This window comes from Vreelandella venusta (assembly GCF_007989605.1).
GTDB lineage: Bacteria > Pseudomonadota > Gammaproteobacteria > Pseudomonadales > Halomonadaceae > Vreelandella > Vreelandella venusta.
Genome location: NZ_BJUL01000004.1, coordinates 224,474 through 249,176, shown reverse-complemented (window position 1 = coordinate 249,176; position 24,703 = coordinate 224,474). Strand labels below are relative to the sequence as shown.

General features: G+C 53.6%; 21 protein-coding genes. 11 read left to right on the top strand and 10 right to left on the bottom strand.

Going from position 1 to position 24,703, the window contains the following annotated elements; genetic code table 11:
- The first annotated feature begins 17 nt into the window (after window positions 1-17).
- The 4 genes from HVE01_RS06490 to HVE01_RS06475 are packed head-to-tail and all read left to right on the top strand — an operon-like array spanning window position 18 to window position 4,316.
- Window positions 18-719 (top strand): RNA polymerase sigma factor FliA, encoded by a 702-nt coding sequence (locus HVE01_RS06490; protein WP_125744861.1) that lies wholly within the window; start codon window positions 18-20, stop codon window positions 717-719.
- Window positions 720-758: 39 nt separating this feature from the next.
- Complete coding sequence (locus HVE01_RS06485) at window positions 759-1,574, top strand: motility protein A (RefSeq protein WP_089040047.1); 816 nt, start codon at window positions 759-761, stop codon at window positions 1,572-1,574.
- A 4-nt stretch (window positions 1,575-1,578) separates the two neighbouring features.
- Window positions 1,579-2,250, top strand: coding sequence for an OmpA/MotB family protein (locus HVE01_RS06480; protein ID WP_125744863.1), 672 nt, complete (start codon window positions 1,579-1,581; stop codon window positions 2,248-2,250).
- A 23-nt stretch (window positions 2,251-2,273) separates the two neighbouring features.
- Window positions 2,274-4,316, top strand: coding sequence for a sensor domain-containing diguanylate cyclase (locus HVE01_RS06475; protein ID WP_146943071.1), 2,043 nt, complete (start codon window positions 2,274-2,276; stop codon window positions 4,314-4,316).
- A 9-nt stretch (window positions 4,317-4,325) separates the two neighbouring features.
- Here the strand turns inward: HVE01_RS06475 and HVE01_RS06470 are convergent, their stop codons facing one another.
- Window positions 4,326-4,814, bottom strand: a complete 489-nt coding sequence (locus HVE01_RS06470; RefSeq protein WP_240645184.1) for an invasion associated locus B family protein — start codon at window positions 4,812-4,814, stop codon at window positions 4,326-4,328.
- Window positions 4,815-5,091: 277 nt separating this feature from the next.
- On the opposite strand from HVE01_RS06470, the gene HVE01_RS06465 reads away from it, so the two are divergent.
- Together HVE01_RS06465 and HVE01_RS06460 are read left to right on the top strand one after the other, a co-directional pair.
- A complete protein-coding gene (locus tag HVE01_RS06465) occupies window positions 5,092-7,203 on the top strand; it encodes an adenosylcobalamin-dependent ribonucleoside-diphosphate reductase (RefSeq protein WP_146943070.1) in 2,112 nt (703 codons plus the stop codon).
- Between the two features lie 74 nt (window positions 7,204-7,277).
- On the top strand, window positions 7,278-8,075 hold the full coding sequence (locus HVE01_RS06460; protein WP_125744869.1) for a ribonucleoside-diphosphate reductase: 798 nt from the start codon (window positions 7,278-7,280) through the stop codon (window positions 8,073-8,075).
- A 127-nt stretch (window positions 8,076-8,202) separates the two neighbouring features.
- Here the strand turns inward: HVE01_RS06460 and HVE01_RS06455 are convergent, their stop codons facing one another.
- The gene (locus tag HVE01_RS06455) at window positions 8,203-8,943 is read right to left on the bottom strand and encodes a Crp/Fnr family transcriptional regulator (protein WP_125744871.1); all 741 of its coding nucleotides are present in this window, start codon (window positions 8,941-8,943) and stop codon (window positions 8,203-8,205) included.
- Window positions 8,944-9,128: 185 nt separating this feature from the next.
- Window positions 9,129-11,978, bottom strand: a complete 2,850-nt coding sequence (gene uvrA, locus HVE01_RS06450) for an excinuclease ABC subunit UvrA (protein WP_146943069.1) — start codon at window positions 11,976-11,978, stop codon at window positions 9,129-9,131.
- Between the two features lie 171 nt (window positions 11,979-12,149).
- Here uvrA and HVE01_RS06445 point away from each other — a divergent pair, with 171 nt between their 5' ends.
- The 4 genes from HVE01_RS06445 (at window position 12,150) to HVE01_RS06430 (ending at window position 16,038) form a co-directional block, all read left to right on the top strand.
- Window positions 12,150-13,529 carry an MFS transporter gene (locus tag HVE01_RS06445; protein WP_146943121.1) on the top strand — a complete coding sequence of 460 codons (1,380 nt, stop codon included), beginning with the start codon at window positions 12,150-12,152 and terminating at the stop codon, window positions 13,527-13,529.
- 169 nt (window positions 13,530-13,698) lie between these two features.
- Window positions 13,699-14,358 (top strand): single-stranded DNA-binding protein, encoded by a 660-nt coding sequence (locus tag HVE01_RS06440; protein WP_125744875.1) that lies wholly within the window; start codon window positions 13,699-13,701, stop codon window positions 14,356-14,358.
- A 58-nt stretch (window positions 14,359-14,416) separates the two neighbouring features.
- Window positions 14,417-15,307 (top strand): sugar nucleotide-binding protein, encoded by an 891-nt coding sequence (locus HVE01_RS06435; protein WP_146943068.1) that lies wholly within the window; start codon window positions 14,417-14,419, stop codon window positions 15,305-15,307.
- On the top strand, window positions 15,304-16,038 hold the full coding sequence (locus HVE01_RS06430; RefSeq protein WP_125744879.1) for a lysophospholipid acyltransferase family protein: 735 nt from the start codon (window positions 15,304-15,306) through the stop codon (window positions 16,036-16,038). The genes HVE01_RS06435 and HVE01_RS06430 overlap by 4 nt, the downstream gene beginning before the upstream one ends.
- A 90-nt stretch (window positions 16,039-16,128) precedes the next feature.
- Here the strand turns inward: HVE01_RS06430 and fabB are convergent, their stop codons facing one another.
- Window positions 16,129-17,346, bottom strand: a complete 1,218-nt coding sequence (fabB, locus tag HVE01_RS06425) for a beta-ketoacyl-ACP synthase I (RefSeq protein ID WP_125744881.1) — start codon at window positions 17,344-17,346, stop codon at window positions 16,129-16,131.
- A gap of 12 nt (window positions 17,347-17,358) precedes the next feature.
- Complete coding sequence (gene fabA, locus HVE01_RS06420) at window positions 17,359-17,874, bottom strand: 3-hydroxyacyl-[acyl-carrier-protein] dehydratase FabA (protein WP_038480285.1); 516 nt, start codon at window positions 17,872-17,874, stop codon at window positions 17,359-17,361.
- 274 nt (window positions 17,875-18,148) lie between these two features.
- Between fabA and HVE01_RS06415 the strand changes: the two genes are divergently transcribed.
- A complete protein-coding gene (locus HVE01_RS06415) occupies window positions 18,149-19,990 on the top strand; it encodes a putative bifunctional diguanylate cyclase/phosphodiesterase (protein WP_146943067.1) in 1,842 nt (613 codons plus the stop codon).
- A 16-nt stretch (window positions 19,991-20,006) separates the two neighbouring features.
- Here HVE01_RS06415 and HVE01_RS06410 read toward each other — a convergent pair whose 3' ends face one another.
- From HVE01_RS06410 to HVE01_RS06390, 5 genes are read right to left on the bottom strand one after another with little or no spacing between them, the layout of a single operon-like run.
- Window positions 20,007-20,525 carry a DUF2878 family protein gene (locus tag HVE01_RS06410; RefSeq protein WP_146943066.1) on the bottom strand — a complete coding sequence of 173 codons (519 nt, stop codon included), beginning with the start codon at window positions 20,523-20,525 and terminating at the stop codon, window positions 20,007-20,009.
- Complete coding sequence (locus tag HVE01_RS06405) at window positions 20,526-21,794, bottom strand: SAM-dependent methyltransferase (RefSeq protein WP_125744887.1); 1,269 nt, start codon at window positions 21,792-21,794, stop codon at window positions 20,526-20,528.
- Window positions 21,791-22,555 carry a DUF1365 domain-containing protein gene (locus tag HVE01_RS06400; RefSeq protein ID WP_125744889.1) on the bottom strand — a complete coding sequence of 255 codons (765 nt, stop codon included), beginning with the start codon at window positions 22,553-22,555 and terminating at the stop codon, window positions 21,791-21,793. The genes HVE01_RS06405 and HVE01_RS06400 overlap by 4 nt, the downstream gene beginning before the upstream one ends.
- Window positions 22,552-23,907 carry an NAD(P)/FAD-dependent oxidoreductase gene (locus HVE01_RS06395; RefSeq protein ID WP_146943064.1) on the bottom strand — a complete coding sequence of 452 codons (1,356 nt, stop codon included), beginning with the start codon at window positions 23,905-23,907 and terminating at the stop codon, window positions 22,552-22,554. The genes HVE01_RS06400 and HVE01_RS06395 overlap by 4 nt, the downstream gene beginning before the upstream one ends.
- A complete protein-coding gene (locus HVE01_RS06390) occupies window positions 23,904-24,689 on the bottom strand; it encodes an SDR family NAD(P)-dependent oxidoreductase (protein WP_125744893.1) in 786 nt (261 codons plus the stop codon). Before HVE01_RS06390 ends, HVE01_RS06395 begins: the two co-directional genes overlap by 4 nt.
- Window positions 24,690-24,703: the final 14 nt, after the last annotated feature.

Genomic DNA, 24,703 nt, shown 5'->3' with positions numbered 1-24,703 from the left:
AGCCGTGAGGCACGAGGATGTATACAGCACAAGGCAGGATTAAACAGGGCGAGTTGTTAAACCAATACATGCCACTGGTAAGACGTCAGGCCTTAACGCTGCAGGTAAGACTACCCGCAAGTATTGAGTTGGATGATCTTATTCAAGCCGGCATGGTGGGCTTATTAGAAGCACTAGGGCGTTTTGATGCGACCCAGGGAGCAACGTTCGCCACGTTTGCAAGCCAGCGTATTCGCGGCGCCATGATGGATGAGCTGCGCACACGTGATTGGTTGCCACGTAGTGTACGCCGCTCTGCCAGAGCCGTGGATGATGCGGTGCGCCGCCTTGAGCAGCAGCTAGGACGTCCGCCGGAAGAGGGTGAAATCGCGCGTGATCTGGATATGCCGCTTAGCGAGTATCAGCAATTGCTCAATGATACGAACAGTGGCCAGCTGTTGCCCTTTGAAGAACTGGTGGCCGAAGGGGCCGAGTCGGTGAAAGATGAAGCCACGAATCTGCCCTTCGATCAGTTTCTAGATCAGCAGCAGCGACAGTCGTTAATTGACGCGATTGACGCCTTACCTGAGCGTGAAAAGCTACTGATGGCGCTGTATTACCAAGAAGAGCTGAACCTTAAAGAGGTTGGGGCGGTGCTGGGTGTGACCGAATCCCGTGTCTCCCAGCTTCACAGCCAGGCGATTAGCAGGCTTCGTGCTCGCTTATATGACACCGCCTAACGTCACTATTAATCACGAATAACCGGCGAGGAGCCGTTGATGAACCCATCTACGCTGATCGGTATTTTTGCCAGCATGCTGTTGCTGGTAAGCGTACTGTTTTTTACTGCAGAGTCGCCAGAAAGCTTTATCAACCTGCCGGGGCTAGCCATTGTAGTAACGGGCACCTTGGCGGCCACCTTTATCAGTTATCCGCTGAAAGAAGTGCTACGCGTGGTGCGCCTAGTGGGATTGGTGTTTCGGCGTGAAAACACTTATGTGCGCGATGATATCAACGAACTGGTGTCCATGGCGCGCTTGTGGTTTAAAGGCGATGTCAGGGCGGTTGAAAAGGAGTTAGAGCACACTCGCAACCCCTTTTTGCGCACCGGGATCCAGCTGGTCATTGCGAACACGAAAGAAGACGAAATTTTCGATATGCTGCGCTGGCGCATCGCACGATTAAAAGCACGCGAACATGCTGAGGCGCAGATATTCCGCACTATGGCCACCTACGCGCCCGCGTTTGGCATGATTGGCACCTTGGTGGGACTGGTCAATATGCTGGAAGTAATGGATGCGGGCGATCTTGACGTTATTGGCCCGCGCATGGCGGTAGCTCTGCTGACAACATTCTACGGTATTCTGCTCGCTAACTTGGTGTTCAAACCGATTGCCGTCAAGCTAGAACGGCGTACGGAAGAGCGCCTTATCACCATGAATATGGTGCTGGAAGGTATTTCGTTAATTACCAAGCGGCGACTGCCTTCTTTTATTGAAGAAACGCTCAACTCCTTCGTGGCTAACTATCATGACGAAATCCGTGACGCCGCTGTAAAACCGCGGCCTACGGTTAGCTCTGCGGCAAAAGGGTAGCGCCATGCTAGATCGTGATTCACGGCACGCGCTGGAATTGCCCACTGTGCCAGGGGAGGGCGATGAGGGGTGGCTAACGAGCTATTTAGACGTATTAACGCTGTTAATCACGCTGTTTGTCTTACTGCTTGCGTTGACGCCGCCGGGGGGAGGGGCTGCTTTTGAACGCGATAGAGTGCATTCTATAAGTGCGATCGCCTCGCTTCCGTTGGCCAGCTTGGCAACTGGTATTCATCCCCGGCACAGCGGGCTAAAGCCGCAAATGGCTGAGCTGAATATTCCTGGAGTTAGTGTCTCTCAGGGTGAAGAAGGTGTTACGCTGCGCATCGACGATAGCTTGCTTTTCCCTAGCGGTGACGCCGTGCTAACGCCCCAGGGGCAAGATGTGTTAGAAAGCCTTCTGGCAGTGCTGGCATCCTTTGAGGGGCAAATTTCAGTCGAAGGGCATACGGATAATGTTCCCATCGCTACCTCTCGCTTTCCCTCAAATTGGGATCTCTCGGTAGGACGCGCCATTGCGGTGGTCCAGTATCTTGAGCGCCAGGGAGTTGCTATTTCACGTATGCGGGCAGTCGGCTATGCCGATACCCAACCCATGGAAAGTAACGCTACACCGGAAGGCAGATCTGCCAACCGGCGCGTCGAACTGCTGCTAAGGCAGCAGGCTGAGGGGTAAAGAGATTTCTTGAGGCCATCTCTGTGTCGAAGCATCACTCGCTACTACAGTCGTTCGGTGCATTACTGGTGCTCGATGCTGACTGTCGGCGCATACAGGCATTTAGTAGCAACTTTGCGGAACTGCTGGGAGTAAGCCTTCCTGAAGGGCGTCTTCCAACGCTTTCCAGCGTTCTAGGCAAGCGCTTAAGCCAGCGCATACGCTACGAGCTACAAGGCCAACAGCGTTTGCCGGGGCCACTCACCTTTAAGTGTCCTACTCGATCAAACCGTTTCCAGTTACATGCTTACCGTGCCGGTGTGCATGTGCTGGTTGAGATAGAGCCCCTTCATACTCTCGGTAAACAGCGTCTGCTTGGCACGGTGAACGAACGCCTGATGCGCCTAGCGGAAGCGACCCATCAAGAAGAGCTACTTGATTACCTAGTGATGTCGGTACAAGAGTTAACCGGGCATGACCGGGTATCTGTATGCCATCTCGATAGTGATTGGCATGGAGTAATCGTGGCTGAGTCGTTAGCTAAGAGGCGCGCTCAGTCGAGTGTCGCAGTGGCGGCAGATCACTTACCGGCCTTGTTAGGGCAGCGCTTTCCTGCCAAAGACTTTCCTATTGCTCTAAGGCGCGCTTATGAGCGCCATTCGGTGCGACTGATCCAAGATGTCACAGCACCCGGTGAGCACCTACTGCCTGCGAGTGTAGTAAATGTAAATGTCAGTGATTGTTTCCTGCGTGCGCCGGCTCCTGAGCGGCAACAGTACTTACAACGACTGGGCGTACGCGGCGCACTAAGCGTGGCCATGCAGGGGGATACCGGTCTTTGGGGGCTGCTATTTTGCCATTCGGCAGCAGCTTACCCTGTAACACCGCCCGTGAGAGATGCGGTACGTACCTTGGTGCAAATGGCTACTCAACGGCTGCTGCTGCTGAGAGCTCGCCAAGAAGCGCGCTATTTGCAGCGCGTACAAGACAGCTTGGTGCTTTCAAGCAATAATCGCTTAAAGCCCCAGGGGCCTTATCAGCTATTTACCGAGCATGCCGACAGATGGAAGTCGCTCTTCCGTGCCAATGGCGTTGCGTTATGGGTAAAAGGTAGCATCTATCAATCAGGCAATACGCCCAAGCCGGAAGTGATTGGCCAACTGGTCACGCGGATTGAAAAATCCCACATCCATAGTGGGCCATGGTGTACCCAAGAGGCAGCCAAAGAGCCGCTAACGTGCTCTTTAGACATGCTAGAGCAGAGCGGAGTACTTGCCGTGCCGTTGCCTACCGACCCTGCTCGGCGCGGCTGGCTGATATTTTTTCGTCCTGAGCAAGTGGAAACGCTCTACTGGGCGATGCAGCCCTCTTCGGTATCCCTGCCGCCTATGGCAATGTCGCCTTCTGACGCGTGGTGTGAGGAGGTGACAGGAAAAAGCGAAGCCTGGCAACGCGTCGAACGGCTAGCTGCGATGGACTTGGGGGAAGACTTAACACTGGCGATTTCTGCTTATGAGATCAGCACGCTCAATATGCACCTGGAGCGCGAGCGTAAAGCGCTGGCAGAAGCGAATCAACGATTAGAGCAGTTGGCGCATTTTGACCCGCTCACTCAGGTGTGGAACCGTTACCGCATCGAGCAGGCTATTGATGCCGAACTAGTAGCAGCAAAACGTTACGGAGCGACTTTTGCGCTGCTGTTATTTGATGTCGATCATTTTAAACAGATTAATGACACCCTCGGCCATAGCGTGGGCGATGATGTGCTGATTTCGCTAGCCCGCATGGTGGAAAGCTCACTGCGGGGCTGTGATCATTTGGGGCGCTGGGGAGGGGAGGAGTTTGTGGTATTGGCCACCCACTCCAGTATGGAAGCCGCAGAAGGGCTTGCTGAACGCTTGCGTGGGCTAGTGGCAACACTACAGGTGAAGGGCTTGAGCCAACCGATAACGGTCAGCATTGGTGTTGCAGTATGGCATCCCTATGACAGCTGCAAAACCCTCATCGCCAGGGCCGATGCTGCGATGTACCGAGCTAAACATAATGGGCGTAACCGCGTTGAAATCGCTGAAAAAAGCGTGCAGTGACAGGTAGCATCATGGATTGTCGGCACGACCGCATAAACGCTGCATTCTCGCTATGGCAGCATCAGCGCCATCAAGACTAAAGGTCATGTACCAAGGGTCGCTATCTTGTTGATCGAAACCAATAAACAGCTGCTCTCCCTGGCTCATTTGAGCCATTAATGTTGGTAGCTCGCTTAGGTAGAAGTGCGCATAAAATCCATCATCGCCACGCTCAGTAATAAACTCAGCCATGGTATCAATGATTGGTGTGTCATCCACCCGGAGCCTAGTTGGCACTAAGTTAACCGCGCGGCTTTCGCCTTGCTGTTCCGCCAACGTGACCCGCATTTCCAGCCACGGTAAGTCGCAAACACCCTGAGTTGCGTTCAAGCTCAAGGTGGCATCTGAATAGCTATGGGTTTCCACGGCGCGAAAGTGCCGCTCACTGCCTAACGTTAGCGCCATTGACTGCCAATGCCCGTGGGGCTGTACGTCATCAATATTGAACGTTGTTGCCATGCTAGGCAGTACAGTGCTGGAAAATATGGCGCTAAAGGTCACTAACGCAAAAGGCTTGAATGTAGGCATAAAGGTGGCATCGCACAAGAAAAACATTAGCCTATCGTGTGTTGCAGATAAGCAAAAGGTAACGCGCTGATTTTTCTATATGTAGTAGTTTTTAACAAGAGAAATGCCGCATATAGTGTAAAGTCAAGTCTATACTTCATAGTCGCAGAACGTATAATCGCTCCGTTTTGAGCGCTAATTTCACCCCGTTGTGAAGGAGTTTCGCGACATGAGCACCGCAGCAAAGGCTATGAAGACTTCGAATGACGTCCCCTTACAGATTCCCTCAAAAGATATCTGGGATGCCAAATATCGGTTAAAAGATCGCCATAGCCAACCTGTTGATCAGGATGTGGGTGCTACCTTTGAGCGTGTCGCGCGAGCGTTGGCGGCGGTTGAAGGTGACAATGCTAACGAATGGCTGCCAAAATTCCACTGGGCGTTAGAAAACGGCGCGATTCCTGCCGGACGAATCCTTTCCAATGCGGGCGCTGAAGCCTACAAACCGGCGGTTAGCCTGATTAACTGCACGGTTTCCCGCACTATTCGCGACTCTATGCGCGATATTCTCGACTCCGTCGTTGATGCCGGTATGACGTTGAAGTCTGGCGCCGGTATTGGCTACGACTTTTCGACGCTGCGCCATAAGGGAGCGTTTGTGTTTGGTGCCGGGGCTGGCACTAACGGGCCGCTGGCGTTTATGGATATCTACGACAAGATGTGTTTCACCGTGGCATCCGCAGGTGGACGCCGAGGGGCTCAGATGGGCACTTTCGACGTTGGCCATCCTGATGTTCGTGAGTTTATTCAAGCTAAGCGAGAAGCCGGTCGTCTGCGCCAGTTTAACCTTAGCTTGTTGATTACCGACGAATTTATGGAAGCAGTGAAGCATAACGCCGACTGGCCGCTGGCGTTTCCATTGCACCCTGGTGAAAAAGACGATGTAAAAGCGGGCGATTTGATTTATCGCGACTGGCCCGTCATTGAAGAGGGCTATACGGTCGATGATGAAGGCCGCGTGGCTTGCCGTGTCGTTGAAGTTATTAAAGCGCGCGAGCTGTGGGACACCATTATGTCCTCGACCTATGACTACGCTGAGCCTGGGTTTATTCTGATTGATCAAGTCAATCGCATGAACAACAACTGGTTCTGCGAGGATATTCGCGCCACCAACCCGTGTGGCGAGCAGCCGCTGCCGCCAGAAGGCGCTTGTCTGCTGGGATCGGTCAACTTGACCAAATTTGTGATTGAGCCGTTCAGTGACAAGCCACGCTTTGATTGGGAACGCTATCGCAAGGTGGTAGCGATCTTTACGCGTATGCTCGATAACGTCGTGGAAATTGCTGGTCTGCCATTGCCGCAGCAACAGCGTGAGATTGAAGCCAAGCGCCGTCACGGCATGGGCTTTTTGGGGCTTGGCTCAACGATGACCATGCTTAAAATTCCCTATGGCTCCCAGGCGTCGTTGGCCTTTACCGAAGAAGTTAGCCGCCACCTCGCACTGGAAGGCTGGAAGCAAGCGCTAGAGCTGTCTAAAGAGAAAGGCATGGCGCCTGTGCTTGAGCAAGAGCATACGATTACCCCGAAGATGATGCGTGAGCGCCCCCAACTCGCTGCTGATGGTTATGAAGTGGGTGATAATGTGCCTGGACGTATTCTGCATGCCCGCTATAGCCAGTATATGGCGAAAGTGGCTGAGCTTGATCCTGAACTGGTCACCCAGTTGGCGGAACATGGGGCACGCTTTACCCACCACAGCTCGATTGCGCCCACCGGCACGATCTCGCTATCCATGGGGAATAATGCCTCCAACGGCATTGAACCCTCGTTCTCGCACCGTTATTTCCGCAATATCATTCAATCGGGTAAGAAAACCAAAGAGCAGGTGGAAGTTGTCTCGTTCGAGTTAGCCGCTTATCGTCACTTTATTGCCGCCGATGCGGTGGAAAGCGATTTACCCGACTACTTTATTACCGCCGACTCCGTGTCGCCTGAGCAGCATGTGGCCGTGCAGGCGGCCGCTCAGCAGTGGATCGACTCGGCAATCTCTAAAACAGTTAACGTGCCGACAGAGTTCCCGTTTGAGAAATTCCAGGATCTCTATCTACAGGCGTATGAGAGCCGCCTCAAAGGCTGCACGACATTCCGCTTCAACCCAGAAGCATTTCAGGGCGTTCTGGTACGTGAAGATGATTTAAAAAACACCACCTACGTGTTTGAGCTGGAAAATGGCGAGACCTTAGAACTGGCCGGCGATGAAACGGTGGTCTACGACGGTGAAGAGCATAACGCCGCCAACCTGTTTGACGCCTTAAAAGAGGGCACCTACGGCAAATGGTAAGGGCGGGCTACGCCCTGCTACGAATATCGCCCGACACCCTTTGCCCCGGCCCCCTTTGCTAAGTGGAGAACACCATGGCTGTAGAAATTACCTCAAAAATCGTTGGTTACCGTATCAAGCAGCAGGAGCCAACAGCGCCTGCTCCCGAACTTCCGGAAGAAGACCCGCTAACGGTCAGGATTCCTTCGCGTCCAGAGGGTACGTTAGAAGCGGTATCCGAAAAAATCTCTTATGTGGGGGCGGAAGGCCGTAAAAAGGTTTACCTGCTGGTCTCATTTATGCCGGTAGAAGGTGTGGTAGGTGGTCGACGTGTGATCATTGAACGCCCGGTTGAGTTCTTTTTCCCATCAGGACAGCTTTCCAGCGAGCATCAATGGATTACGGCAACGATGCGTAGCCTTTCCCTTGCTGCGCGCGGCGGATATGTTACTCAGGCGGTGGCTGACCTGCGCAAAGTAGCGTGGGATAAGGGGTTGGTACGCTGTGGTATGAACCGTTGGAACAAGCCAATGTTTCACGATTCCGAAGTGGCGGCGATTGCCTGGTCGATCCAGCAAATTCTTTATCGGCGCGGTTTTTTGGACCAGGATGGTAACCAAGTACCGGTAGAGATGTTGGTAGAGCGTTATGCGCACCGCATGCAGCATGGCCATGCTTGGCAACCTCCGGTCGATGAAGAACCAGACACCAGCCCAGCGGTTGGCGCCGTGGAGCCAATTGGTGGCGCCGCTGAGCAAGAAAATAGCCTAAAAAAGCCTGAAGGCAGTGGCCCGGCAGTCGTGGGTAACTGTCCCGAGTGTCGCGGTGAGCTTATTATGATGGATGGCTGTCCAACCTGCTATGCAGGCTGCGGCTGGTCTAAGTGCGGCTAAGCCAGCCAAACCAGCTCAAACGCTAACGAACAAGGCCGCGCGGCTTAGAGAGCCACGCGGCCTTGCTTGTTTTAAGAGCAAAACATTTTAAGAACCAAAATTCAGCCGTTGATTTAGGCGCTAAGGCTCAGACGCTCATCAGTAGCGGCCTGACGTTATCGGTTAAATAGCAGTCGTCGAACTCCCCTTCGCTAGCCAGCGCCTTCAAGTCGGGGATGGTGACGTTATGACGGTCACGGAACACCAAGCCATCTTCACTCAATGCACTAAAGGTTCGGCTCACATGAACCGGACTCAAACCGAGAATGTCGGCTAACTGTTCTTGAGAAAGCGGCAACCGGAACTGTTCACTGATGTCATGGTTCGTTTGGCGTAAACGTAGGTACATTTCATGGAGAAAGTGAGCCATTTTTTGCCGAGCACTGCGCCGCGCTAAGTTGACCAGCCGTTCCGTGAGGAGGGCCTGGTGACGGCTACCAATGGCAAACATCACCGAGGTAAGCGTTAGTGACTGACGAAATAGCTCTAGCATGCGCTTATGAGGAAAGTGGCAGACCACGCCGTCGGTTATCATGCGCACGTTTTCCAGCCGCCTGGAAAACGCAAACTCTCGCAAACCGATAATGTCGCCAGGCAAAAATACTTCCAGAATTTGCCGGTCGCCGTTTTCTAAATGTCGATAGGAGTAAGCCCAGCCACTGCGCAAGGTGCAAAACTCATTCGCGGGAGCATCAACTTCCCACAGTAGTGATCCTGCTTTGATCTCGGTAGGGCTCTCTTCCAGTTCTATTAATAGTGCTTTTTCTTCTTCAGTTAGTGAGCAGTAGTGATTGAAGTGGCTAATAATGCAGCTTTTATCCTGATCCACAGCTTCCTTCTCCTAAAAAGGTTAGCAACAATTAACCGGCCGCGTTGTTGATCAATATAAACGTTAATCAATATAAACAGAGCCGTTTTATGTTGCTTGGTCTTTTCTGCTCTCTTGGCGTCCTTGTGGGGGCAGGCATATCGCTGTCATTTTCCAGGGAGGGCAGGCCCGCCCTGGAAGTCGCTCTAGGCGGTTTTTTTGGCGCGATTACCACGCTTTAACAACGGCGCCAGGAAATGCCCTGTATGGGAAACGCTCTGCTTGGCAATCTGTTCCGGTGTTCCTTCGGCAATAATTTGTCCACCGCCAGAGCCACCTTCTGGGCCAAGATCAATAATCCAGTCAGCCGTTTTGATCACATCCAGGTTGTGCTCGATCACCACAATGGTATTGCCGTGATCACGTAACCGGTGGAGTACCGTGAGTAGCTGACGGATATCCTCAAAATGCAGGCCAGTGGTTGGCTCATCCAATATATATAACGTTTTTCCGGTGTCGCGCTTGGCTAGCTCACGGGCCAGTTTGACCCGCTGCGCTTCACCGCCAGAAAGGGTAGTGGCACTTTGCCCTAGGCGGATATAGGAAAGGCCCACATCCAACAAAGTTTGCAAACGACGAGCGATAGCAGGCACTGGACTGAAGAATTCCAAGGCGTCCTCTACCGTCATGGCCAGCACTTCGTGGATCGTTTTGCCTTTATAGTGGATATCCAACGTTTCGCGGTTGTAGCGTTTGCCTTTACACACATCGCAAGGCACATAAATATCCGGTAGGAAGTGCATCTCTACCTTAATCATGCCTTCGCCCTGACACGCTTCGCAGCGACCGCCTTTAACGTTAAAGCTGAATCGGCCTGGCTTGTAGCCCCGCGAACGTGCTTCCTGAGTGCCCGCGAACAGCTCACGAATCGGTGTGAAAATACCGGTGTAGGTGGCTGGATTGGAGCGGGGTGTCCGTCCGATAGGGCTCTGATCAATATCGATCACTTTATCAAGCTGATCTAATCCTTCGATTTTTTGATAAGGCGCGGGGGTAAGCGTGGTGGCACGGTTAAGCTCGCGGGCTGCAATCGGCATCAGCGTGCCGTTGATCAGCGTCGACTTGCCCGAGCCGGAAACCCCCGTAACGGCAATAAACAGCCCCAGCGGTAGGCTGAGCGTGACGTTTTGCAGGTTATTGCCCGTAGCGCCACGCACCACCAGCTGCTTTTCCGGATTGCCGGGAATACGGTAGGGCGGTACGGCAATTTCTCGGGTGCCGGATAAGTACTGACCCGTCAGCGAATTGGGGTTGTCCATAACGTCTTGCGGCGTACCTTGGGCGACAATTTCACCACCATGGACTCCGGCACCAGGACCGATGTCGAGGACATGATCCGCAGCGCGAATGGCGTCTTCGTCGTGCTCCACCACGATCACGGTGTTGCCCAGGTCGCGTAGGCGCTCCAGGGTTTTCAACAGACGGTCGTTATCCCGCTGGTGCAGGCCGATGGAGGGCTCGTCCAGAATGTACATCACACCCACCAGCCCCGCGCCAATTTGGCTGGCGAGACGAATACGCTGGGCTTCGCCCCCTGATAGCGTGTCAGCGCTGCGCTCCAGGTTCAGGTAGTCGAGCCCTACATTAACCAAAAACTCTAGCCGAGCATGAATTTCGTTAACGATCTTGTCGGCAATCTCGCCTTTACGGCCCGGTAGGGAAAGTTCGGCAAAGTAGCGCCACGCTTCGCCAATAGGTAAATGCACAATATCGGCAATGTTATGGTCATCGACAAACACATGGCGTGACTCTTGACGCAGCCGCGAACCGCCACAGGTGGTGCAGGGTTGCACGGCGATATACTTGGCCAAGTCGTCACGTACCATATTGGATTCGGTTTCCCGATAGCGACGCTGCATATTGGGTAGTACGCCTTCAAAGGCGTGCTCGCGCGTTACCTTGCGGCCACGATCACCCACATAGACAAAGGGAATTTGTTCGCTGCCACTGCCATTTAAAATAATCTCACGCTCATGGCTGGCCAGCTCAATCCATGGCGTTTCAAGCTCAAACTGGTAATGTTTAGCCAGCGCCTGGAGTTGGGTAAAGTAATAAATATTGCGCCGATCCCAGCCCTTAATCACGCCTTCTGCTAGCGAAAGTTCCGGATGGCTAATCAACTTGTCGGGGTCAAAATATTGCTGAACGCCTAAGCCATCACAGGTGGGGCAAGCCCCCGCTGGGTTGTTGAACGAAAACATCCGCGGCTCAAGTTCAGAAAGCGAATAGCCACATACCGGGCAGGCAAAGCGTGCCGAAAAGGCAAGATCTTGCTGGCCGCCATCCATAAAGTGGATCATCGCCGTGCCGTCGGCGAGATTAATGGCGGTTTCAAACGATTCTGCCAGACGCTGGGCAATATCATCGCGTACTTTAAAACGGTCAACCACTACGCTGATATCGTGTTTCTTGCGCTTGTCGAGCGGGGCAATATCGTCAAGCTCTAGCACTTGGCCATCAATCTGTACCCGAACGAAGCCTTGAGCCCGCAATTCTGCCAGCAGTTGCAGGTGCTCCCCTTTACGGCCTTTCACCACCGGCGCCAGCAGCATTAGCCTGGTGCCTTCGGCCAGATTCATGACTTGGTCGACCATTTGGGAAATGGTTTGTGCTTCCAGTTCTTCGCCGTGCTCTGGACAGCGTGGTGTGCCTGCCCGGGCGAACAGTAGACGCAGGTAGTCGTAAATCTCGGTAATTGTGCCGACGGTAGAGCGTGGGTTGTGGGAAGTGGATTTCTGCTCAATAGAGATCGCAGGTGAAAGCCCTTCGATGTGATCTACATCGGGCTTTTCCATCATCGAAAGGAACTGACGCGCATAGGTGGAAAGTGACTCCACATAGCGGCGTTGTCCCTCAGCGTAGAGCGTATCGAACGCCAGCGACGACTTACCTGAGCCAGAAAGGCCGGTAATGACGATAAGTTTGTCGCGGGGCAGCTCCACATCGATCTGCTTGAGGTTGTGGGTGCGTGCACCCCTGACCAGAATGCTGTCCATCAACACCTCGAATCGCGTGGCAAAAGCGTAATTATACGTTTGCTGTCCCCCTTCCGGCAAAGCTCCATCTCGATATGCTGTCAGCGCTTGGCGTTTCCAGCGTGGATACAAAGCGCTAGAATGGGCGGTTATCTCGGGCTGTTCAGCCTCTTTATTGACCACAAGGGTATTATGCGCAAGGTTTCCGCACTGCTGCTGGCCACTGAACGCCGTGCAATCAGTGGCTTAGCCGGGCTTTATGCGTCTCGTATGCTGGGGCTGTTTATGGTGCTGCCGGTGTTGGCGCTATATGCCGACACCTTAAATGGCGCTACCCCCCTGCTAATTGGTGTCGCATTAGGTGTCTATGGGCTAACTCAGGCAACGCTACAGATTCCCTTTGGCCTGCTGTCAGACCGCATTGGTCGTAAACGCGTTATTGCCATGGGCTTACTGATCTTCGCCGTAGGAAGCGTGGTCGCTGCGATGGCCGACTCCATTGGCGGGATTATTTTGGGCCGTGCGTTGCAGGGCTGTGGAGCCGTTGCTGCAGCGATTATGGCGCTATTAGCAGACCAAACCCGTGAGCAGGTGCGAACGGCAGCGATGGCCACGATTGGGCTCTCCATTGGCGTATCGTTTGCTATCGCCATGGTTCTTGGCCCCTGGCTGGCGGCCTGGGCGGGTCTGGCGGGTGTTTTTTGGTTTACGGCGCTGTTAACGCTGGTCGGTTTAGTGGTGCTTTGGCGATGGGTGCCACCCGCCCCCCGCCGTTTGCGCCACCGTGATGTGGGGATGGATCGCCAGCAGTTTAAAAGTGTTATTACGCGCCCCGATTTATGGCGGCTAGATCTGTCGATTTTTTCGCTGCATCTGGTGTTAATGGCGATTTTTGTTGCTGTTCCTTTCCGCCTGTTAAATGCAGGCGTTGCGATTGAGTATCACGGGCTGGCTTACCTGGCGATTATGGCGCTGTCATTTATTGCCATGGTGCCGCTGGTGATTGTGGCAGAGAAATACCAGCACATGAAATTAATATGCCTGCTGGCAATCGGCGCCATCGTCATTAGCTTGGGCAGCCTGGGGCTGCCATTCTCCCAAGAGAGCTGGCTATTCGCATGGCTATTTGTTTTTTTTACAGGATTTAACTTGCTCGAAGCCACGCTGCCGTCAATGCTCAGTAAGCTGGCTCCCGCGGGTGCTAAAGGCACGGCGATGGGGGTGTACTCGACCAGTCAGTTTTTGGGCGCTTTTTTAGGAGGCACGCTGGGTGGCTTGTTGTCGAACCTATGGGGGCTTGATGCGGTGTTCTTCGGCTGTGCAGGGCTGGCGCTGCTATGGTGGCTGGCAATGTGGCGCATGCCGCCACCACCGCCTCTCTCCAGTGAGGTCGTAGCACTACACGATACGCAGCCTGATGCATTAAATCTGTTGATGGAGCATCTAGCCGATGTCGTGGGTGTGGAAGATGTGATGGTGGTGCCGGAAGAGCGCTTGATGTACCTAAAAGTGAACCGCAAAGAACTCGATCAAGCAGCGCTGAGCAGGTTGCTATCACCACCTAAGACGTAACGACCATTTCTGATTATTGGTACAGCAAGCGTTTACACCTCCAGGTTTAAACACATACCGAAGCTTTTACACACATTTGCTGCATGGCATTCAGGCCTGTCAGCCGTATCAGTGATACCCTTGAGGGCACTGGTATTGATATATGACCGATTATTGAAAGGAGCGACCTATGGCGCGCGGTATTAACAAAGTCATTTTGATTGGTAATCTGGGCCAAGACCCTGAAGTACGCTTTACGCCCTCTGGAACGGCGGTAGCAAACCTGAATTTGGCGACGTCTGACACCTGGATGGACCGCCAAAGTGGACAGCGCCAAGAGCGTACCGAGTGGCACCGCATTGTGTTGTTCAATAAGACCGCTGAGATTGCCCAGCAGTACCTGAAAAAGGGCTCTAAGGTCTACATTGAAGGTCGTCTACAAACCCGTAAGTGGCAAGACCAAAACGGTCAAGATCGCTACAGCACGGAAATTGTGGCCAACGACATGCAGATGCTAGATAGTCGTGGCGGCGATTTCCAGGGTGGCGGAGCCCCTCAAGGTGGTTACGCACAAAATAACCCTGCACAAGGCGCACCAGCCCAGCAGCAACACGCGCCGCAGCACCCCGCTCCTCAGCATTCGGCCTCTCAGGGGCATCAGGGTGGCGGTATGCCTCAGCAGGGTGGTTACCCCCCCCAGGGCGGTGCTCCTCAAGGTAACTATGGCGGCGCGCCCCAGCCTGCTCGTGGGCCACAACACAGCCAGCCAGCTCCCGCCAATCAAAACAGCAATTATGGGGCTCCGGATCCAGGCAACTTCGATGATTTTGACGACGAAATTCCGTTCTGATCGCCTGAACTGAATAGTTCGCTACATTCCAGGGGTTAGGTGAGGGGGAGGTTCTGTTTTGAAGCTGCTGATACTAGATGCGGGGCACTGCTTAAGTTTGGCATTAGCCCAGGAAGCCAGTCGTCGAACGGATACAGAGCTTGTTATTGAGCAGGGGACCACGATTACCTCTGCTCAACTCCAAGCGATTACACCTGATGCGGTGATTATCCCCCCATTAGCGCACCCGCTCAGTATGGCGCCTGCCGATGTAATGGCACACGCCGATGCCGTTGATGCCTGCGTCGATGCCTGCCAAGCACAAGGCATTGCGCTGGTGTGGTGTGTTTCAGACCAACTTTACGAAGATGGTTTTGAAATTCCCATCGATGAACATGTGGTGCCTGCCCCTCGGGATGAAAGCCTGCGCCGCTTAGTGCAAGCGGGTGACCGTATTCGTGCTGGGTATCACCGGCATCTCATTGTTCGCTTAGGTCCCTTGTTTGCGCTGGAAGGTAGCCATGCGTGGCTAAACGAGATAATCGATAGCTTGATGATTGGCCAGCCTGCTCGCGCCGCTGAAGATGTTATTTTTTGCCCGACGTCTGCCGACGCTGTCGCCATGGCGTTGATCGGCATGCTACAGCAGCAAGTCTGTGGGGCCGATGCTTGGGGAGCTTACCACTTAGCGGGCACCGAGCCGGTTAGTGCGTTTACGTTTACCTCAATGGTTCGCACCCAACTGGCAACCCATCTGGAAGGCCGCGGTGAAAGCGTAGCCCTTGGCGAAGTACAAGCACTTAACCATCACCATGATGCCAAGCTGCGGCGAGTACTCAATTGCCGCCGTGTGCTTGATGTGTTTGGTGTCCATCAAAAGCCATGGCGGCTGGAGGTAGGGCGAATGCTGGATGCGTGGTGTTTGATGCGGGAACAACAGCAGGGTGAAGGGACAGGAGAGTTGGCTTGATCAATTTGGTTCGCAGCTTGGTTTTTTATGTGGGATATTTTTCTGCCATGCTGTTGATTGGCATTCTTTTTTTGCCAATTGCGCCGTTTTTGCCTTTGGCTGCCCGTTATCGTTTGCTAAACCTCTATAACCATTTTTTGATAGCGTGGTTCAAAGTTGCGTGTGGCGTGCGCTACGACATTCAGGGGCGAGAAAATATTCCAGCGGGCCCTTGTGTGATCCAGGCCAACCACCAATGCGAATGGGAAACGGTGTTTCTGCAGGTGATGAAGCCACCCGTTTGCACGGTATTAAAACAGGAGTTGTTGCGACTGCCTATATTTGGTTGGGGGTTACGCTTGTTGCGACCGATTAGTCTGGATCGCTCTAAGCCTGCCCGCGCTATGAAGCAGGTGTTGACCCAGGGCGTCGCGCGACTGGGAACTGGGCTGTCAGTGCTTATTTTTCCAGAGGGAACGCGTGTCGATCCAGGGGTTCGAAAGCGCTACAACAAGAGCGGTAGCGTGGTGGCCTGCCGAGCAGGCGTGCCAGTGCTGCCAGTGGCGCATAATGCTGGTGAACGCTGGCCTGGACGCCATTGGGTAAAGCGTCCCGGTGTTCTTCGGGTGCGTATTGGTGCGCCTATCGAGACGGCAGGCCGGACACCCGATGAGGTGCTGATGGATGTTGAAGCCTGGATAGAGGGGCAGCTGCAAGAGATTTCAGAGGTGCCGCGGCCAACGTCTCGTTAAGATCAGCAATCTTTCGATGACTATAAAAAAACGGCGCCGTAAGGCGCCGTTTTTTTATAGCGTACTGCACATGCACTGCATGACTAGGAATTAGCCATCAAAGCGCTGAAATACCAAGCAAGCGTTAGTGCCGCCAAACCCAAAGCTGTTGGAAAGCACTCGGTTGATGGTAACGCCATCACGCCGCTCTCTAACGATGTCGAATCCATCCGCCTGCTCATCGAGATGCTCAATATTCGCTGAGGCAGCGACGAAATCATGTTGCATCATGAGCAGCGAATAAATCGCTTCTTGAACACCGGTTGCGCCTAATGAGTGGCCGGTCAGCGACTTGGTTGAGCTCATCGCAGGGGTGGTATTGCCAAACACCTCACGGATTGCTTTCAACTCAGCCACATCGCCTACCGGCGTAGACGTACCGTGGGTGTTAATATAATCAATATCACCCTTAACCGTCGCCATGGCCTGGCGCATGCAACGCGTCGCACCTTCCCCAGAAGGGGCAACCATATCGTGGCCGTCGGAGGTAGCGCCGTAGCCCACCAATTCGCCGTATATCTTGGCACCGCGGGCTTTAGCATGCTCTAACTCTTCCAGCACTAGCATGCCACCGCCACCAGCAATGACAAACCCGTCACGCGCTTGATCATAAGGGCGAGAGGCTTTCTCGGGCGTATCGTTGTAATGAGTGGAAAGGGCACCCATCGCATCAAATAGGCAAGAGAGGGTCCAGTGCTCTTCTTCGCCGCCACCGGCAAACACGATATCCTGCTTACCAAGCTGGATTTGCTCCATCGCACTACCAATGCAGTGAGCAGACGTTGCGCAGGCGGATGAGATAGAAAAATTAACGCCTTTAATCTTAAATGGCGTTGCCAAGCATGCCGACACGGTGCTGCCCATCGTGCGGGTAACACGGTATGGCCCCACACGACGTAGGCCTTTTTCGCGCATGACATCGGCGGCTTCTACCTGATTCGCGCTGGAGGCCCCGCCAGACCCGGCTATAAGCCCCGTCCGTTCGTTGGACACCTGCTCTTCAGAGAGCCCCGAATCTTCAATGGCTTGTGCCATCGATACATAGGCATACGCTGCAGCGTCGCCCATAAACCGGCGAAGCTTGCGGTCAATGAGGGAATCAAGGTCGATGTCGACGCTACCCGCTACATGGCTACGGAAGCCGCGTTCGGCGTACTCTTCCTTAAAACGAATACCGCTGCACCCGTTTTTGAGTGCATCTAAGACCTGTTGCTGGTCGTTGCCTAAGCACGATACGATGCCAAGGCCGGTGACTACCACTCGTCGCATGGGAGCCTCCTGTCAGAAATTCGCAGTGGAGGTGAATAGGCCAACGCGCAGATCATTAGCCTGATATATATCGCGTCCGTCGACAGACACGGTGCCGTCGGCGATGCCTAGAATAAGCCGACGGGTAATTATGCGCTTCACATTAATGTGATATGTCACTTTTTTCGCGTCGGGTAGAATCTGGCCGCTGAATTTGACGTCGCCACAGCCCAGTGCGCGTCCACGGCCCGGATGGCCAAGCCAGCCTAGGTAGAACCCCACGAGCTGCCACATGGCATCTAGCCCCAAACAGCCGGGCATGACAGGGTCGCCGGGGAAGTGGCAATCAAAAAACCACAGGTCCGGGGTGATGTCCAGTTCGGCAATTAGCTCGCCTTTACCATGCACGCCACCTTCTTCGTGAATGTGCATGATGCGGTCAAGCATCAGCATATTGGGAGCCGGAAGCTGTGCGTTGCCTGGGCCAAATAGCTCGCCGCGGGAGCAGGCCAGCAGTTCTTCGCGATCAAAGGAATGTTGCTTGGTCACTGAATCGTTCCGAGTATCAAGATGGTAGTTGGCTCTAGTCTACTTCCCGAAACCTCTGAATGCACGTTGTTGGGCACTTATCGTGTTTTTCTACAGCTTTTTACCTGTCTGCCGATAGCCATTGTTAGTATTTCGCTATTTCAAATACGCGATTCTGCACAATAAACGCCCTATTGACGTAATATGCTGTATCCATGTTTTTTGTTAAGCGGCATGATGCCTGATCTGTAATCCATGCCCTGTTTGGCCCATTTATAGGACACACTAAACCGCCATGTGGCTGCCTGTTTCTCTTAATCGTCCGCTGGTGTGGATGGCGTTAATAGCGCTGCCCGCTTGTGTGTGGGTGCCTGACTCTGCGTTACGTATGGTGGCGGCTAGCTTGGTTGCATTTGGCATTTGGGATGCTTGGAACCAAATACGCCAACAGTTTTTACGGCTACGTCTTTCGCAAGATGCAATAGGCTTGGCGAGCGACGCCATTGTCATCAGCGATGTACATAATCGCGTCTTGTCGGTCAATCCCGCCTTTACTCAAATTACCGGCTTTGAAAGCCAGGAAATGGTTGGGCGTAAGCTAGAGACGTTAGCGGCGCAACGTCACGATAAAGCGTTTTATCAGACGTTTTGGAGCACGTTAAAGGCGACTGGCCGTTGGGAGGGCGAAATGTGGAATCGCCGCAAGCACGGTGATGAGTACCCCGAATGGCTAAAGGTCCGTGCGGTTACCGACAAACGTGGCAAAATTACTCACTTTATCAGCCTTTTTACCGATATTTCCTCTCAAAAAGCCCGCGAGCGTGATTTGCGCCGAATTGGTTATGAAGACCCGCTAACAGGATTGCCAAACCGGCGCCGCTTACACGATCTGATGTCTTCTCGGCTGCGCCATTTGCGCGCGGGTGAAAGCTTGGATATGGCGTTGATTGATATTGACGGGCTCAAATCGGTGAATGACAGCTTAGGGGTCGAGCAGGGCGACCGTTTGTTAGCACGCTTTGCCCAACGGTTAACAGGCTATATGGCGGGTAGCGTAGTGGGCAGGCTGGGTGGTGATGAATTTATGGTGATTCGCACGACCACCTTCGACGACCATGAGCAGTGGGTAGCGACCTTACGTGAGCACATGAGCCGGCCATTCGAAATAAAAGATCAATCGTTACGTCTGGGGTTAACGATTGGTAGCTGTCGAGCCCCTGAAGATGGCAGTGATTCAGGCGTACTGTTTCAGCGGCTTGAGTCTGCCTTATATAGTGCCAAGCGCTTAGGGCGTAATCTTAGCCAGCGGTTTCGCCCCGCGCTGGATAAACAAGATAACCCCCAGCTTGCTCTGGTGAGCGACTTGCGGGCGGCGTTGATTTCTGGTGATCAACTAGAGCTGCATTACCAAACGCAGCATCATCCAGGGACGGGCGATTTAGTGGGCATGGAGGCGCTGTTGCGCTGGCGTCACCCTGAGGCTGGCATGATCTCGCCGGGCGATTTTATACCGCTTGCCGAACGTCATGGGCTGATGGCCGAACTCGGTAGTTGGGTGATCGAAAAAGCCTGCGCTCAGCAAGCGCACTGGCAATATAGCGGGATGCCCAAAGTGACGGTATGGGTCAATATTTCTGCGCTGCAGCTTTTTCAGGGCGACCTGGAAACTCAGCTGTCTAGCTGTTTAGAGCGCTATCAGTTAAAAACGTCGCAAATTGGCTTAGAGTTAACGGAATCAGTATTGCTGGACGAGCGTGCCGGGGATATGGGACCTCGCCTGCAGGCGTTGCGTAGTCAAGGCTATGCAATTGCCATCGATGATTTTGGTACCGGGTATTCATCGCTTGGTTACTTGAAGCGTCTGCCGGTAGATAAAATTAAGCTAGATCGCGCGTTTATTCGTGAATTACCTCATGACCAAGCGGATGCCGCTATTGTAACGGCGGTGTTGGCGATGGCAGAAGGGATGGGGCTAGAAGTGGTGGCCGAGGGTGTAGAAACTCAGGAGCAGTGCCAGTTTCTGGTTAACGCTGGCTGTACGTTAGTGCAAGGGTTCTATTTTGCTAGGCCCTTACCTGCTGCGGAGCTTGAACAGCGTTGGGCACCGCGAATCCTGGCTGAATCAGTGTCTTCGTGAATGCTAGAAGCCGATGTTAATCAACACTAGAAGCAGCGAGCTTGTGGTTAGCGTAACGGCTAATACACAAACATAGCGCTGCCCAAATAATGGCCTGTGCCGGCAGTAACCAGGGGGCTAAGCTAACGCCAGTGAGCGCTGCACCGCCAACATAAGACAGTGGCCCGCTGACCGCGCCGCAAACCGCCGCAATCATGGGGTATTGCCACAGCCAAGCAAGCGAGTGAAATACCAGCGTTGCAAACAGCGGCCACAGCATCCAAAGCCACAGTGGTAGTAAACCAGCCACTAGGGTGTGCTCACCGAAGTCGAAACCGCCTGCCAAATGAAGGCCTCCGTCCAGCGCTAATCCCAGCAGCGCAAAAACACCAATAAAACGCCACTCCCCGGGTTTGGCACAGCGCCAGAAATGCCAACCTAGCAACGCACTCCCTATAATGGCTGCCACTCCTGAGCCACCTAGAACGCACAGCAGCCAGCCCGCTTCGAAGCGAAGTGCATTGAACAGCAAGCCGTGCCAGCGAGGGCGAGCCATTTATAGCGCGCCTGTTAACGGTGCGGGTTTAGCGGCTGGTTTGGCTAGCAATAAGTGGCACGTACCAATAGAGCGCTCAATAAAGCCGCCTTCGCAGTAGCATAAATAGTAACGCCACATACGAATAAAGCGTTCGTCGTAGCCTTGTTGCTTTATCTGCTCTAGGCTGCTTTCAAAGCGGTGGCGCCACTCGCGTAAAGTGCGGGCATAGTGCTGGCCAATTTCATCAAGCGCTACCACGTTCAGTGAGGTTTTGCGCATCACGCTGGTTAGCATGGCGTGATGAGACGGCAAAAAACCACCGGGGAAAATATAGCGCTTAATAAAGTCCATATCCCGTTTGGCTTCCTCAAACCGTTGGTCTCGGATAGTGATGGCTTGCAGCATAGCCTGGCCATCGTCGCTCAGCAGGCTGTCGATCTTTTCAAGGTAGGTATTCAAATACTGGTGGCCGACGGCCTCAATCATCTCAACAGAGATCAGTCGATCGTAGCGACCTGTCAGCTCACGATAATCCTGCTTTAACAGGGTGATTTTGTCGTCAAGTCCCTCTTCTTGAATGCGCCGGGCGGTATGGGCGTACTGCTCTTCAGAAATGGTGGTGGTCGTGACATGGCAGCCACGAGTTTTGGCAGCGTGTATTGCAAGACCACCCCAGCCAGTACCAATTTCTAGCAAATGGTGTTCTGGGCGCACATCTAGCTTTTCGAGCATGACATCGAGCTTGTAGGTAGACGCTTCTTCCAGGCTGGCTTCTGGATAGGGGAAAACAGCACTCGAGTACATCCAGTGGCGTTGATCAAGAAACGTGGCAAATAGGTCATTGCCAATATCGTAGTGTGCCGAGATATTACGCTTTGAACCGGAAAGGCTATTACGTTGGAAGCGATAGGCAGCGCCAAGCATCCAGCGGGTGAAGCGGGCGCTGCCGTTTTCCATTTTACCGTTTACATGATCCAGATTGGCCGCAAACAAACGCACCAAGGCCACTAAGTCATCAGCATCCCAGTCGCCATCCATATAGGATTCAGCTGCGCCCACTGTGCCGCCGAACGCGAGCCTTTTCCAGGCACGGGAGTGGCGAATCACGACGGTCACCTGAAGCGGTCCTGCTTGACCCAAGTGATGACACTGGTTGCCTTCAATTAAGGTGATACGGCCACCCTGGAAGGCATCTAATTGAGTCATCAGGCGAGGCTTCAACCAGCGAGTGAAACGATCCTGGTTAACCGGTTGTATATCAGGGGGCGTAGAACGCAGGGTCGTCATTTTGAAGTTTCCTTGCGCTTAGGGTGGTTATAAACGGGGATGCGCTTCAGCCAAAGGCGAAACGCTTCAAAATGAATTCCCGCCACGGTTTTCAGGCTCATCCAAGGCTGGCGTGCAAGCGTTGCTAATAGAACGCCGCGTGTCGCTGGCGCAGCCTCTAACGTAAGCGTGGCGTCGAAATGGCGCTGCCCGCTTTGCCAGTTTTCCATGTGAAGATAGAGCTGGTCGCCGGGTGCGTTGAGCTTCCAGCGGTAGGTCATTTCCATCGGGTTAAATGGCGATACATGCATCGCTTTATCAAAGCTTGCATGATGGCTATGACGATCAGGAGCGATCCGGCAGGCATAGCAGGTACGCTCTTTCCAGGGCATATTAGTGACTTCACCAACCACCGCTGCCAGCCTGCCAAGATGGTCGTAGGCGTAGTACATCGAAATAGGATTGAAGACAGTGCCAAAGGTGCGTAATTGAGTCAGAACGTAAATCTTGCCGCTGGGGGCACTACCCAGCTGACGAATTAGCTCTTCGCGTACCGCTGTGCGTAAGGGCTTATCCGTTGGGGCGAGATAATCTTCACGACGAAAGCGCGCTAGTGCCGGCCTTCGGGCGCTAAAGCAAGGCACATTGTCAAACAGGGTCGGCAACTCATCCAAGTCGAGCCAAGCCATCCAAACGCGGTAACTGAAAGCGTGCTCTTTAGGTATGAAGCGGCGATGGCGTAAGGTGCCGCGGTAAATACGCGAGCGAGGCGCGGCAATCATCCGAGCCCCTCCCCAACGCTGTTAGTGGGCATTAGGTCATGAGCAGGGAGTGCCGTGGGCGTTGTTGGGGGCGCGGCGGCTTCATCACAACCTAGTGCTTGGGCAACCCGCAGCGCGCTCCATACACCATCTTCGTGAAAGCCATTGCGCCAGTAAGCGCCGCAGAAGTGAGTGCGCCTAGCAACCGAAGATATCTCGTCATGGCGCATCTGCGCTGCTTGTCCCGCCAGTGTGAATTGGGGATGGGCATAGGTATAGCGTCCGAGCACTTTCGCAGGGTCAATGCTGTTTGAGTCGTTAAGCGTGACGCAAAAAGTCGTCTCGGCTTCTTTCAATCGCTGCAGAATATTCATGTTGTAGGTAACAGACACCCGCTCATCTGCTCCCCGACCATCTAAGCGATAGTTCCAGCTAGCCCAGGCTCGCTGACGCCGGGGCAGCAGCGAGGTATCGGTATGCAGCACTACCTCATTATCTTGATAAGGCATAGCGGCAAGAATGTTTTGTTCAGCGGGTGTCGAGTCGCCCAGCATCGCGAGCGCCTGATCGGCATGGCAAGCCAACACCACATGATCAAAGCGTTGCGTGCCTTGTGCGGTGGTGACCAATACGCTGGTGGCATTTCGCTCAATACGTGTCACCGGTGTATTCAGGTGAATACGTGCTGCGTATGGCGCTGTTATGCTGGGAATGTAGCGTTTCGAGCCGCCAACTAAGGTATGCCATTGCGGGCGGTGGTTAACCGACAGCAAGCCGTGATTGCGGAAAAAACGCACGAAGAACGCCAGCGGAAAGGCGCGTAGATCGGCAATGCTCGCAGACCAAATAGCGGCCCCCATGGGCAGCAGATAACGGCGCTGAAAAGCGTCACTGTAGCCATGTTGGTCAAGGTATTGGCCTAGCGTTGTGTCGCTGGGAAGCCGCTTGGCCTCTAAGTCAGCCGTTGCTTGTTTGTTAAAGCGCAAGATATCGCGTAACAGGCGATAAAAAGCGGGGCTAAGTAAGTTGCGCCGCTGGGCAAACAACGAGCCTAGCGTATGGCCGTTATATTCAAAATCAACATTGGTTTCATGCACCGAAAAACTCATTTCGGTGGCTTGGCTAGGTACTTCGAGTGTTTCTAGTAAGCGTTGGAAATGGGGATAGGTCCAATCATTGAAAACAATAAAGCCTGTGTCGATAGCGTAGGACTTCCCCCCGACCTTCACGTCCATCGTGGCCGTGTGCCCGCCAAGACGCCCGTCTGCTTCAAACAGAGTGACTTCATGTTGGGAGGATAAGTACCAACCCGCTGCCATGCCGCTAATACCGCTGCCGATAATGGCGATACGCTGTGAAGCCATGGTGCTCATTGTTGCTCCTCTTGACGTCTTGTCATGCGTAGGCCGATATGACGACGCAGCGCAGGCGGTAAAATTCCTAAACATTTCACCAGATAGGTGAAACGACGCGGAAAGTGAATATCCAGTCTTCCTTTGATAAGTCCGGCAATGATGGCATCGGCCGCTTGGTCTGCAGTGACTTGCATGGGCATTGGAAAATCATTGCGATCGGTCAGCGGGGTTTTAACAAAACCTGGGTGAATGACGCTGACATCAATGCCTTCTTGATTGAGGTCGAGACGTAATGACTCCAAAAAGTAACTGATAGCTGCTTTTGAGGCGCCGTAGGCTTCGGCTCTGGGCAGCGGTAAATAGGCAGAAGCACTAGAAGTGGCGGCTAGGCGAGCAGGTTTGCCCTCTTTGCGGGCAGCTCTTAATAACGGCAGGGCTGCTTCCACGCCATACAGGGTGCCAAACAGGTTTGGGGTGAAAACCCGCTCAATCAGCGCCATATCAAAACGCTGAGCATCTAGATATTCGCAGGTGCCTGCATTGAATAAGGCAATATCCAGTGCGCCCAACCATGTGCTGATCTGTTCACCCGCTGCCAATACGGCTTGGTGGTCGCTGACATCAACGGGGAGCGAATATGCATTGGGGTGACCGTCACATAAATCATCGAGCGCCTCTTGGTTGCGAGCACTAAGCACAACATGATGACCTTGGGCGATGAGCTTTGTGGCAAGCGCTTCACCAATGCCTGACGTGGCACCTGTGAGCCAAATGCGTTGGGGCGTTTTCCATGTGCTCATCATGCTCTCCTGTA